General features: G+C 57.6%; 11 protein-coding genes. 4 read left to right on the top strand and 7 right to left on the bottom strand.

What is annotated here, in order from left to right:
* Positions 1 to 21: 21 nt before the first annotated feature.
* From rhaS (L2Y28_RS22110) to rhaB, 4 genes are all read right to left on the bottom strand, one after another.
* Positions 22 to 1,008 (bottom strand): rhamnose ABC transporter substrate-binding protein, encoded by a 987-nt coding sequence (gene rhaS, locus L2Y28_RS22110; protein ID WP_022649819.1) that lies wholly within the window; start codon positions 1,006 to 1,008, stop codon positions 22 to 24.
* An 82-nt stretch (positions 1,009 to 1,090) separates the two neighbouring features.
* Entirely contained in the window at positions 1,091 to 1,921 is an 831-nt protein-coding gene (rhaD, locus tag L2Y28_RS22105) for a rhamnulose-1-phosphate aldolase (protein ID WP_022649818.1), read from the bottom strand.
* 121 nt (positions 1,922 to 2,042) lie between these two features.
* A complete protein-coding gene (gene rhaA / locus L2Y28_RS22100) occupies positions 2,043 to 3,302 on the bottom strand; it encodes an L-rhamnose isomerase (protein ID WP_022649817.1) in 1,260 nt (419 codons plus the stop codon).
* Positions 3,299 to 4,768 carry a rhamnulokinase gene (gene rhaB, locus L2Y28_RS22095; RefSeq protein WP_022649816.1) on the bottom strand — a complete coding sequence of 490 codons (1,470 nt, stop codon included), beginning with the start codon at positions 4,766 to 4,768 and terminating at the stop codon, positions 3,299 to 3,301. The genes rhaA and rhaB overlap by 4 nt, the downstream gene beginning before the upstream one ends.
* Positions 4,769 to 5,069: 301 nt before the next feature.
* On the opposite strand from rhaB, the gene rhaS (L2Y28_RS22090) reads away from it, so the two are divergent.
* Both rhaS (L2Y28_RS22090) and rhaR read left to right on the top strand, forming a co-directional pair.
* On the top strand, positions 5,070 to 5,906 hold the full coding sequence (gene rhaS / locus L2Y28_RS22090) for an HTH-type transcriptional activator RhaS (RefSeq protein WP_022649815.1): 837 nt from the start codon (positions 5,070 to 5,072) through the stop codon (positions 5,904 to 5,906).
* Positions 5,907 to 5,979: 73 nt separating this feature from the next.
* Positions 5,980 to 6,828: an HTH-type transcriptional activator RhaR gene (gene rhaR / locus L2Y28_RS22085; protein WP_022649814.1), complete on the top strand. Its 849-nt coding sequence runs from the start codon at positions 5,980 to 5,982 to the stop codon at positions 6,826 to 6,828.
* On the opposite strand, the gene rhaT is transcribed toward rhaR, so the two are convergent.
* Positions 6,829 to 7,863, bottom strand: coding sequence for an L-rhamnose/proton symporter RhaT (gene rhaT, locus L2Y28_RS22080; RefSeq protein ID WP_022649813.1), 1,035 nt, complete (start codon positions 7,861 to 7,863; stop codon positions 6,829 to 6,831).
* A 288-nt stretch (positions 7,864 to 8,151) separates the two neighbouring features.
* Between rhaT and sodA the strand changes: the two genes are divergently transcribed.
* Positions 8,152 to 8,772, top strand: coding sequence for a superoxide dismutase [Mn] (sodA, locus tag L2Y28_RS22075; RefSeq protein WP_003861999.1), 621 nt, complete (start codon positions 8,152 to 8,154; stop codon positions 8,770 to 8,772).
* Between the two features lie 66 nt (positions 8,773 to 8,838).
* Positions 8,839 to 9,513: a 6-hydroxyaminopurine reductase gene (gene yiiM, locus L2Y28_RS22070; protein ID WP_022649812.1), complete on the top strand. Its 675-nt coding sequence runs from the start codon at positions 8,839 to 8,841 to the stop codon at positions 9,511 to 9,513.
* Between the two features lie 99 nt (positions 9,514 to 9,612).
* On the opposite strand, the gene cpxA is transcribed toward yiiM, so the two are convergent.
* Together cpxA and cpxR are read right to left on the bottom strand one after the other, a co-directional pair.
* A complete protein-coding gene (gene cpxA, locus L2Y28_RS22065) occupies positions 9,613 to 10,986 on the bottom strand; it encodes an envelope stress sensor histidine kinase CpxA (RefSeq protein ID WP_022649811.1) in 1,374 nt (457 codons plus the stop codon).
* Positions 10,983 to 11,681, bottom strand: a complete 699-nt coding sequence (gene cpxR, locus L2Y28_RS22060) for an envelope stress response regulator transcription factor CpxR (RefSeq protein WP_003862004.1) — start codon at positions 11,679 to 11,681, stop codon at positions 10,983 to 10,985. The genes cpxA and cpxR overlap by 4 nt, the downstream gene beginning before the upstream one ends.
* Between the last annotated feature and the right edge of the window lie 93 nt (positions 11,682 to 11,774).

Below are 11,774 nucleotides of genomic sequence, written 5' to 3'. Positions count from 1 at the left end.
TTATCCGGCCTACAAATTGCATCAAAAGATTTTCGAGAACTTATCAATATTGCTGGCATCGTAGACGAACGGCTCGGCCATCGCGCCGTTGCCGTCAGCATCCAGCTTCACTTTGCCCAGTCTGCCCATGCTGGCCTCACCTTTCGTGGCCGTGCCTTTCACCAGGTCATCCGCCAGGTAGGTTACCGCATAGCCGAGGTCAATCGGGTTCCAGATGGCAAAGCTCTTGCTCGCGCCGGACTTCACCGCGCCCGCCATCTCGGACGGCAGGCCTAAACCGGTGACGTACACTTTGCCAATCTTGCCCTGGTCCTTCACCGCCTGCGCAGCGGCCACGATGCCCACGGACGATGGCGAAACAATCACTTTCAGTTCGGGGTAGGTTTTCAGCAAGCCGACCGCTTCGCGGTAGCTTTTGTCAGAGAGATCGTCTCCGTAGGCCACGGTCACCAGATTGACGGACGGGTACTTCGGCAGCACCTTTTTCATCTCCGCAATCCAGGTATTCTGGTTGGTGGAGGTTGGCGTGGCACTCAGCACCGCCACGTCGCCCTTCTCCACGTTCAGCGCTTTCAGCGCGTCGGCGGCGAGCTTCACGTTGGTTTCGCCAATCAGGGCATTATTGGACGGGTTGAGGTGGATCTGGCGTCCGGCTTTCGCCACCCCGGAGTCCCACGACACAACCTTAATGCCGCGCTGCATCGCTTTTTTCAGCACCGGCACGACGGCGTCCGGATCGTTTGCGGAAATCGCGATCGCATCCACGCCCTGGGCGATCAACCCGTTCAATACCTCGATCTGCGCTTCCGCCGTGGTGGTGGTCGGGCCGGTATAAATCACTTTCACATCGCCTAACTCTTTGGCCGCCTCCTGCGCGCCGACGTTCGCTGCCTCGAAGAATCCATTTCCTAAGGACTTCGCCACCAGGGCGATTTTCACTTCTGCTAAAGCGGAACCGGACAACGCCAGAGCGGCAACGGTGAGGATCAAGCTTGCTTTTATTTTCATTGCTTTTACTCCACTGACTTGAGTTAGTTGTAGGGATTGCAGGTGGTTTTCGCCCCGTCTCAATGAGCGGGGCGCGATGTTGTTATTGGTACAGATCTAACGCCGACTGCATGGGGGTGACGCCAAAGCGTTTGCCCAGGGCGATCAGCTCTTCCCGGGTGATGGTCTGCTTCATGCCGCCCATGGAATAGACCTTCACCAGCACTTCCGCGGATTTCTCGGCGGTGTCGATCAGGCCGAAGGTTTCATCCAGCGTCGGGCCGCTGCCGAAGACGCCGTGGAACGGCCACAGCACCAGTGAGTGCTTCTGCATGTCCGTTGCGGTCGCCTGGCCGATTTCGTCGGTGCCCGGCACCATCCACGGCAGAATGCCGACGCCGTCCGGGAACACCACCAGACACTCGGTACTGCCTTCCCACAGTTTGCGAGTGAAGAAATCAGAATTATTTTCCAGCACGTAGGTCAGGGCGATCAGGTTGGTGGCGTGGCAGTGCATGATTACGCGGTCCTTGCCATTGGTCGCCTTGATGCGCTCGCAGTGGGAGAGGAAGTGTGCCGGGAGTTCGGATGTCGGTACCGCGTCGTCCGTCAGACCCCAGAGAATGTGGTAGCCCGCACCGTCGCTGTCCACTTTAACCACGCCAAGGTTGGCCTGCGGGTCGAGCTGGACGTTGCGGAAGAACTTCCCGGAACCGGTGACGATAAACGGCGTGTTGGCGAGCAGCGGCATCGGCTGGCTCAGGGCGATATAGCGCGGCTTCTGGTGGAAATCGGCGGCAAATGGCTCGATATCTGCGTCGTCCAGGCGTAGCGTCAGGTTGCCGCCGTTGCGCTCATCCCAGCCTTTGAGCCAGGCGTCAGAGGTGGCTTTGATCATGCCCTGGACGAACCAGGAAGTGGTGATGGTCTGCATAGTTTTCATTTCCAGTTATCGCGGTGAGGTTGAACCCCTCACCCTAACCCTCTCCCCAAAGGGGAGAGGGGATGGTTTGCTCCCTCTCCCCTTTGGGGAGAGGGCAGGGGTGAGGGGGCAGTTACCCGCGCTGACTCAACACGTCTTCCTCATATGCCCGCACGTTGTCCAGCCACTGGCTGCCCGCAGGCGCATCGTGACGCTGGCAGTACATCTCCCACACCGCCTGCCACGGCAGGGATTTCTGCTCTTCCAGCAGCGCCAGGCGCGCGGTGTAGTCGCCGTTTTCTTCCAGCTGTTTCAGGGCGGCGACAGGCTCCAGCAGCGCGCGCAGCAGGGCTTTCTTCATGTTGCGGGTGCCGATAACCCACGCCGCGATGCGGTTGATGGAGGCGTCGAAGAAGTCGAGGCCAATGTGTACGCGGTCAAAGAGGTCGTGGCGGATGATTTCGCTGGCAATGGCCTGGGTTTCGTCATCCAGCAGCACCACGTGGTCGCTGTCCCAGCGCACCGGGCGGCTGACGTGCAGCAGCAGACGCGGCACGTAGAGCATGGCGGCGGAAATTTTGTCGGAGATCACCTCGGTTGGGTGGAAATGGCCGGCATCCAGGCACAGCGCGGTCTGGCGGCTGGTGGCGTAACCCATGTAGAACTCGTTTGAGCCCACGGTGTAGCTCTCTGCGCCAATGCCGAACAGCTTGCTTTCGACGGCGTCGATGTGGTGCGCCGGGTCCAGTTTTTCGCTGATAGCTTCATCCAGCGCGGCCAGCAGACGCTGACGCGGGGCCAGTCGGTCTACGGTGATGTCTTTCATGCCGTCCGGGATCCAGATATTCATTACCGACGGCGTGCCAAGCTGCTCGCCGAAATACGCCGAGACCCGGCGGCTGGCTTTGACATGGTCGATCCAGAACTGGCGGATTTCGTCGTTGGCGTGCGCAAGGGTAAACCCGTCCGCGCTCAGCGGGTGCGAGAAGCAGGACGGGTTAAAATCCAGACCCAGCCGGTTGGCCTTCGCCCACTCCACCCAGTTCTTAAAGTGTTCCGGTTTGATTTCGTTACGCGCGACCGGCTCGTCGGATTCGAGATAAATGGCGTGCAGGTTCAGGCGCTTTGGCCCGGGGATCAGGCTCAGCGCCAGCTCCAGATCCGCACGCAGTTCGGTGGCGTTGCGCGCTTTGCCCGGGTAGTTACCCGTGGCCTGAATACCCCCCGTCAGGGAACCGCCCGGGTTCTCGAAACCGGCGACGTCATCACCCTGCCAGCAGTGCATGGAGACGGGCAGACGGTCGAGCTGGCGCAGCGCCTCTTCGACATCCACGCCGACGGCGGCGAAACGCTGTTTAGCCAGGTCCCAGGCTTGTTCAAGTTGAGTGGTCATGCGCAAAGCTCCTTAGTCAGTCGTTTTTGCTGAAACTGCGCCCGGTAGCGGGCAATTTCATGGCAGGGATGGGGGGTGAAGGTGGTCAGGCTGTTATTCGCCGTCACCACCGAACGGAAATCGTCGACGTTTGAAAGTTCGTCCAGGGTCATCAGCTGAATGCCGATATTGCCGAGCGTGGAGGCTTCAATCGGACCTGCCACCACGGTAATGCCGCAGGCATCCGCGCAGAGCTGGTTCAGCAGCTGGTTCTGGCAGCCGCCGCCCACGATATGCAGTTGTGTGAACGGTTTGCCGCGAAGGTCAGCCAGCTCGCTCAGGATGTCGGCATACAGCAGGGCGAGGCTGTCAAAAATGCAGCGTGCCAGCTCGGCGGGGCGGGAAGGTACCGGCTGCCCCGCTTCAAAACAGGCGGCCTGGATTTCGGCACTCATGTGCACCGGGTTGATAAAGCGATCGTCGTTCGGGTTGATCAGGAAGGTGCAGGCCTTCAGCATTTCGGTTTCCGCGATAAGCGCGGGCAGGTCGGTGATGTTCTGCTCTTTCAGCACCCGCTGGAGCAGCCACAGCCCCATAATGTTCTTCAGTACCCGGTAGCGGCCTTCGGCACCGCCTTCGTTGGTGATGTTCGCCGCCATCGCGGCATCGCTGGTGTACGGGGTTTTGCTCTCGAAGCCCATCAGCGACCAGGTGCCGGAAGAGAGATAGGCCGCATCTTTGTCGGCGAGCGGCGAGGCAATGACCGCGCTCGCGGTGTCGTGACTGGCGACGGCGACAACAGGGATTTCATTCCCCTGCGGGCAAAGCCAGTGGCCGATCACATTGCCCGGATGGGTTGGCGCGCCGAACCAGGACGGCGAGGCGCCCGTCCAGGCCAGCAGATGTTCATCCCAGTTATCGGTGTTGATGTTGACCAGCTGCGTGGTGGTGGCGTTGGTGTATTCCCAGTTCATATTGCCGGTCAGACGGTAGCTTAAGTAGTCCGGGATCAGCAGCGCATGCGCCACCTTTTCGACCAGCTCAGGCTGTTGCTCAACCAGCGCACGTAGCTGATACAGCGTGTTAAACGGCAGGAACTGGATGCCACTGCGACCATAGATGTTCTCCTTGCCAAGCTGCGCGATGGCGTGCGCCATCAGCCCATCGGTGCGGCTGTCGCGGTAGGAGACCGGCAGGCCGACGCGTTCGCCGTGACTGTCCAGCAGCACGTAATCCACACCCCAGGTATCAATGCCGATACTGTCGATGCGAATACCGTCTTCGCAGACGTTGTGAAGTCCGGTGCGGATCTCTGCTTCCAGGGCGTCGATATCCCAGGTAACAAAACCGTCCTGTTTTTGCAGACAATTGGCGAAACGGTGCATTTCGCGAAGCGTAAGGGTGTGCAGGTCGCAGTCCCAGGTGGCGAGCATTACACGGCCGCTGGATGCGCCTAAATCGACAGCCACACAATGGCGAAAAGTCATGGTCGGGTCCTTTCTTAAGTCATTAGCGAGGAGTGTAAGAAAGGGAAGAAATAGCCACCTTCTCGCCACTGACAGCCCAAATCTCGCGCTGGCAAGAAAGCAAAGATGAACGTGAGGGAGTTCACAGTTTCCAGTAATCGCGGGGTTTGCAGGCAGTGTGACGCTGACCGCATTTCCCGATCTTTCCGCCTGTTTCTTGAAAAACCGGCAGCTTTTGCGCGGTTTGCTGTCAAAAATTTAAGGTGAGCGGGGAAGGCCTTAATTACTATTTTGAGAACTTTTCTCATTGGTAGAGGCCGTTATGACCGTACTGCACAGCGTCGATTTTTTTCCTTCGGGGGCTTCGCCGGTTGCGATTGAGCCACGGCTGCCTCAGGCTGCGTTCCCGGAACATCATCATGATTTTCATGAAATTGTGATTGTTGAGCACGGAACGGGCATCCACGTGTTTAACGGTCAGCCGTATACCATCAGCGGCGGTACGGTGTGCTTCGTGCGCGATCACGACAGGCACCTGTATGAACATACCGATAACCTGTGCCTGACCAATGTGCTCTATCGTTCTCCGGATGCGTTTCAGTTTCTCTCCGGGCTGAATCAGCTGTTGCCGCAGGAGAAGGACGGCCACTACCCGTCGCACTGGCGGGTGAATCAGTCCACGTTGCAGCAGGTGCGTCAGCTGGTAAGCCAGATGGAGCAGAGCGAGGATGGACAGGAGACGCACGCCATTGCTACCCGCGAGATGCTGTTTATGCAGCTGCTGGTGCTGCTGCGGCGCAGCAGCCTGGTGGAAGGGCTGGAAAATAACGATGCGCGCCTGAATCAGCTGATGGCCTGGCTGGAAGATCATTTTGCCGAAGATGTCTGCTGGGAAACGCTGGCGGATGACTTTTCGCTCTCGCTGCGCACGCTGCATCGTCAGCTCAAGCAGCATACCGGGCTGACGCCGCAGCGCTACCTCAACCGTCTGCGCCTGATCAAAGCGCGTCACCTTTTAAGGCACACGGATGAAAGCGTCACGGATATCGCCTATCGCTGCGGTTTCGGCGACAGTAACCACTTTTCAACGCTGTTTCGTCGGGAATTTAGCTGGTCGCCGCGCGATATCCGTCAGGGGAAAGACGCGTTGCTTCAGTAACGCGAGGGCAGTCACCGTTTTTTTACCGCAGAAAGGCTAATAATGTCCGGTTATTCGCCGTCGAGGTTGTGGTGTGGCTGCTCAGTTAATTCTTCGTAAAGATGATTTTTTTGCCTCCGCGAGTCAGGCCGTCGCGGTGGCGGACCGCTATCCGCAAAACGTCTTTGCCGAGCATACCCACGAGTTCTGCGAGCTGGTGCTGGTGTGGCGGGGCAACGGCCTGCACGTCCTCAACGACCGTCCCTACCGCATCACGCGCGGAGACCTGTTCTACATCCGCGCCGAAGATAAACACTCTTACGCCTCGGTTAACGATCTGGTGTTGCAGAACGTCATCTACTGCCCTGACAGGCTTAAACTGAATGTCGACTGGGCGGGCAATATCCCCGGTTTACATGATGCCAGAGGCGAACCGCACTGGCGCTTAAGCAGCAACGGCATGGCTCAGGTGCGCCAGACGATTTCCCAGCTGGAGCAGGAGAGCCAGAAGAGCGATCCGGTGGCAAACCAGATGTCGGAGCTGCTTTTTGCCCAGCTGGTGATGACCCTGAAGCGCCATCGTTACGCTACGGATAATCCCTCTGCCACCACGCAGGAAGCGCTGCTGGATAAGCTCATCACCCGGCTTGCGGGCAGTCTTAACAAGAGTTTCGTGCTGGAAAAATTCTGCGAGCAGGAGCAGTGCAGCGAGCGCGCGCTGCGCCAGCAGTTCCGCACCCAGACGGGGATGACGGTAAACCACTATCTGCGCCAGCTGCGCATCTGCCACGCTCAGTATCTGTTACAGCATACTGAGCTGATGGTGAGTGAAGTGGCGATGCGCTGCGGCTTTGAGGACAGTAACTACTTTTCGGTGGTGTTTAACCGTGAGGTGGGGATGACGCCGGTTCAGTGGCGTCATCGCAGTCGAAAGGCAGCGTAATCAGTTCGCCATGCCGAGGCCGACGATATTGGCCGCAATAATTATCACCACGCAGCCCAGGCTCAGCACGCCAACCGGACGACGCCCGGCGTTGTTCCACTCTTTCAGCACCAGCCCAACCAGCCCGCCGCACAGCACGTAGAAGCTCATGTGCAGCATCCAGCTCATGTAGTCATACTGCGCCGGAATACTGGCGTGACCCCAGGCGTAAAAGAAGAATTGCAGATACCACATCAGACCGCCGAGGGCGGAAAGCAGGACGTTGGTGACGATCAGCGGTTTTGCCAGCGAGAAGTCGGCTTTTACCGACAGATTCTTCACTTTTGCCAGACGAATGAAGCAAAAGCCGAGGTTTACCAGCGCGCCGCCGCCCATGATCACCACGTAGCTTGGCAGGGCAACGTACAGCGGGTCGACGCCCAGCGCTGCAGCGGCGTCGTGCATCGGTTTGGCGGCGTTCATCGCGAACGACATGCCCGCCGAGAAGACGCCGCACATCACCGCCAGTAGCAGCCCTTTCTTCAGGTTGAACTCTTCGGCTTTGATGCCCATCTTGCGTTCTTTCAACTGGCCCGCGCGGGTGACAATTCCCACGCCGATCACCGCTACCAGCACGCCCAGCAGCGTCATTCGCCCACCCTGGGTGTTGATCAGCACATCGAAGTTGCCGTTGAGGATTGGCGTCATCAGGGTGCCAACAATCAGCGTAATGCCGATCGCGATGCCAATCCCCATCGACATGCCGAGGTAGCGCATGGTGAGGCCGTAGTTGATATTACCGATACCCCACATCGCGCCGAACAGGAATACCGGCAGCAGGGTGGAGGCGTTGAAGGAGGAGAAGTAGCCCCAGAAATCGGGCAGCAGCATGGCGCTGATTGTCCACGGCAAAATCAGCCAGGACACGGTACCGCCAACGGACCACATGGTTTCCCATGACCAGCCTTTCACCTTTTTAAACGGGGCATAGAAACAGGCTGCACTGGCCGCGCCTATCAAATGCCAGAAAATACCCATCGTAATCGCATGATTCATTTTTACATCCTCATCGTTTTTATAGCCGGAGGCTTCCCGCCGACTTGATGAGTGTAAAAATTAGGCGGTTTGGGAACCTTCAGAAGGTTGCCGCACTTTTGTTTTGAATGGCAATCAGCTCGTTAACCGCGTGAGCAGACTCACAATTCCTTCATTTCTCAAAAACCGAATAACCTTATAAAAACTACGGCATTGATAATCATTTTCAATATCATTTAATTAACTATAATGAACCAACTGCTTACGCGGCATTAACAGCTGTGCCGCCCGACAATAATGGAGAGGATTATGAGTTATACACTGCCATCCCTGCCGTATGCCTACGACGCACTGGAACCGCATTTCGACAAGCAGACGATGGAAATCCATCACACTAAACATCACCAGACCTACGTGAATAATGCGAATGCTGCGCTGGAAAGCCTGCCAGAGTTCGCTAATCTGCCTGTTGAAGAGCTGATCACCAAACTGGACCAGCTGCCAGCAGACAAGAAAACCGTGCTGCGCAACAACGCGGGCGGTCACGCTAACCACAGCCTGTTCTGGAAAGGCCTGAAAACCGGCACCACCCTTCAGGGCGACCTGAAAGCGGCTATCGAGCGTGACTTCGGTTCCGTTGACAACTTCAAAGCGGAATTCGAAAAAGCCGCTGCAACCCGTTTCGGTTCTGGCTGGGCGTGGCTGGTCCTGAAAGGTGACAAACTGGCGGTCGTTTCAACCGCAAACCAGGACTCCCCGCTGATGGGTGAAGCTATCTCTGGCGCATCCGGCTTCCCAATTCTGGGTCTGGACGTGTGGGAACACGCTTACTACCTGAAGTTCCAGAACCGTCGCCCTGACTACATCAAAGCCTTCTGGGATGTAGTGAACTGGGACGAAGCAGCAGCGCGTTTCGCCGCTAAAAAATAAGGTTGCATTGACGCCTGTGAGAAGCGAGTCTGATGACTCGCTTTTTTTGTATCTGAAGGAGTGGAGATGCATTACCCGGTGAATGTGTTTACAGGCAAGGTAAGGGAGTACGAAGGCAGTCGCTCGAGCGCTATAGCCAAAGTGCAGGTCGACGGTGAGCTGACGCTTACCGAGCTTGGTCTGGCGGGTGACCAGCAGGCCGAAAAGAAAATCCACGGCGGGCCCGATCGTGCGCTGTGCCACTATCCGCGCGAGCACTATCAGCACTGGAAAACCGAATTTCCTGAACAGGCGGACCTTTTCGTCGCCCCCGCGTTTGGCGAAAATCTCTCAACGGAAGGGCTGACGGAGAAGAACGTCTTTATTGGCGATATTTATCGCTGGGGCGATGCTCTGATTCAGGTCACCCAGCCGCGCTCGCCGTGCTTCAAGCTTAACTACCATTTTGGCATTCAGGATATGTCGGCCCAGCTGCAAAACGCGGGTAAAACCGGCTGGCTGTATCGCGTTGTGCAGGCGGGACAGGTTTCGGCGGATGCGCCGCTTGAGCTGGCTTCGCGCCTGAGTGAGGTGTCGGTATACGAGGCCTGTGCCATTGCCTGGCATATGCCCTTCGACGATGAACAGTTTCACCGCCTGCTGTCAGCGGCAGGATTATCCACTAGCTGGACCAGAACGATGCAGAAGCGGCGGATAAGCGGCAAGATCGAGAGCAGTTCGCGGAGATTGTGGGGGAAATAATTGCCCCTCACCCCGGCCCTCTCCCCAAAGGGGCGAGGGTGAAAAGACCGCACCGAGCCGTCCCCTCTCCCCTATGGGGAGAGGGTTAGGGTGAGGGGATTACGAACGCTTATACAGCGGCAGCCACAGCGTTAGCCGCAGCCCGCCCAGCGGGCTGTCATCGGCTTTCACCCAGCCACGGTGCTGCTGCATGGCGGTTTCAACAATCGCCAGACCCAGCCCCGTACCGCCAGATTCACGGTCGCGCGCCTCGTCGGTACGGTAGAACGGACGGAAAATCTGCTCGCGATCTTCCGGGCTGACGCCTGGACCGTCGTCGTCCACGATGATAGTGATCCCGTCTTTATCCACCGAAAACGCCACTTCAATCTTCGTGTGCGAGTAGCGCAGGGCGTTACGCACGATATTCTCCAGCGCGCTTTCCAGCGTGTTGGGGTTACCGTACAGCGGCCACGGGCCCGGCGGGAAATTGACGGTGAAGGATTTGCCCATCTGTTCCGCTTCGAAGGCCGCGTTGTCCAGCACCTCATGCCAGAGGTGATTGGCTTTCACCGTTTCGCTCACCAGCGCGTTTTTCTGCTGATTGCGCGACATCACCAGCAGATCGTTGATCATGCTGTCCAGGCGATGCGCTTCCGTCTCAATACGCTCCAGCTCTTTGCTCTCACCGCTGCGACGGCGCAGCAGGGCGGTACCCAGCTGTAAACGCGTGAGCGGCGTACGCAGCTCGTGGGAGATATCCGACAGCAGACGTTGCTGGGCCGTCATCATTCGATCAAGCGCGCTCACCATCTGGTTAAAACTGGTTCCGGCGGCCAGGAACTCCTGCGGCCCGGATTCCAGCTCCGGATGCTGCCTCAGGTTGCCCTGCGCCACTTCGTCCGCCGCGTTTTTCAGCTTACGCGCCGGTTTCGCCAGGCTCCACGCCAGCCATAACAGCAGTGGGGAACTAACCAGCATGGTGACAATCAACAGCAACAGCGGACGGTCAAATAGCAGGTTGATGAAGTCGGACTGGGAACTGCTCGCGGGGCGAATCAGGTAGAGCTGGTAGTTATCTTCCCCATCCCGCACCGAGAAAGGGCCCACCATTTCTACCCGACCATATTTCTTTTTCTGCGGGTGATCGGCGTTATCCGCCTGGCCAATAAAGTTGCGGATAATCTGCATTTCATTGCGATCGGCCCCAATCACGCGGCCTTCACTGGTGACCAGTAAAAGACGTTGTCCGGGGGGCGCCCACTTGTCGATAGCGCGAAACAGCCTGCGCCACCACATTAAATCGTTCGGCGGATCGTTTGCCAGCTCCGCTTCCACGTGCTGCTCGATCATCACGCCCTGACGTTGCTCGCTGTCGAGCAGCTCCGTCATCTGGCGTGAGTCGAGTTTTGGCAACATCAAAACGAGCATTAAAACCAGTGCCAGCGTCAGCCAGAAGATGGCGAAGATGCGGGCGGTTAAGCTGCCTATCATGAAGCGGAAACCATCAGATAACCGCGACCACGCAGGGTTTTAAACCAGGGGTGACCGTCTTTACGTTCTGGCAGCTTACGGCGCAGGTTCGAGATATGCATATCGATGGCGCGGTCAAACGGGGTGAGGCGTTTGCCCAGCACTTCCTGGCTCAAGTGTTCACGCGACACCACCTGGCCGAGATGCTGCGCCAGCAGATACAGCAGGGTGAACTCGGTGCCGGTTAGCTCCAGCGTTTCACCGTCGAAGCTCGCTTCCTGGCGGCCCGGGTTCAGGCTCAGGGAGTCCACTTCCAGCGTAGGTGAGCTGTTGTCGGTATTCTGCTGCTGCTCGCTCCAGTGAGAGCGGCGCAGGATCGCGCGAATACGGGCCACCAGTTCACGGTCGTTGAACGGCTTAGGTAAATAGTCATCCGCACCCAGCTCAAGGCCGAGTACGCGGTCAAGCTCGCTGCCGCGCGCGGTCAGCATAATGACGGGGGTCTGGTGTGTCTGGCGAAGTTCTTTCAACGTATCAATACCGTTTTTCTTCGGCATCATGACGTCGAGCAAAAGTAAATCGATGCTGTCGTCAAGGAGACTCAGCGCCTGTTCCCCATCATGGGCAACCAGGACGTTGAAACCTTCCATGTCGAGCAACTCCTTTAAAAGAGATGTGAGCTCTCGGTCATCATCAACTAACAGGATTTTATTCATTGTTTAAATACCTCCGAGGCAGAAATTACGACATCAAGGCTATCTAATCCATGACTTTACGTTGTTTTACACCCCCTGACGCATGTTTGCAGC

This window comes from Enterobacter sp. JH25 (assembly GCF_021725435.1).
Taxonomy (GTDB): domain Bacteria; phylum Pseudomonadota; class Gammaproteobacteria; order Enterobacterales; family Enterobacteriaceae; genus Enterobacter; species Enterobacter intestinihominis.
Note: the sequence above shows the minus strand (reverse complement) of the source record. Positions and strands in the feature narration are given on the sequence as shown.

Excerpts from the sequence above, each read along its gene's own strand:
- rhaS (WP_022649819.1), bottom strand. The coding sequence starts at position 1,008 with ATGAAAATAAAAGCAAGCTTGATCCTCACCGTTGCCGCTCTGGCGTTG.
- rhaD (WP_022649818.1), bottom strand. The coding sequence starts at position 1,921 with ATGCAGACCATCACCACTTCCTGGTTCGTCCAGGGCATGATCAAAGCC.
- rhaA (WP_022649817.1), bottom strand. The coding sequence starts at position 3,302 with ATGACCACTCAACTTGAACAAGCCTGGGACCTGGCTAAACAGCGTTTC.
- rhaB (WP_022649816.1), bottom strand. The coding sequence starts at position 4,768 with ATGACTTTTCGCCATTGTGTGGCTGTCGATTTAGGCGCATCCAGCGGC.
- rhaS (WP_022649815.1), top strand. The coding sequence starts at position 5,070 with ATGACCGTACTGCACAGCGTCGATTTTTTTCCTTCGGGGGCTTCGCCG.
- rhaT (WP_022649813.1), bottom strand. The coding sequence starts at position 7,863 with ATGAATCATGCGATTACGATGGGTATTTTCTGGCATTTGATAGGCGCG.
- sodA (WP_003861999.1), top strand. The coding sequence starts at position 8,152 with ATGAGTTATACACTGCCATCCCTGCCGTATGCCTACGACGCACTGGAA.
- yiiM (WP_022649812.1), top strand. The coding sequence starts at position 8,839 with ATGCATTACCCGGTGAATGTGTTTACAGGCAAGGTAAGGGAGTACGAA.
- cpxA (WP_022649811.1), bottom strand. The coding sequence starts at position 10,986 with ATGATAGGCAGCTTAACCGCCCGCATCTTCGCCATCTTCTGGCTGACG.
- cpxR (WP_003862004.1), bottom strand. The coding sequence starts at position 11,681 with ATGAATAAAATCCTGTTAGTTGATGATGACCGAGAGCTCACATCTCTT.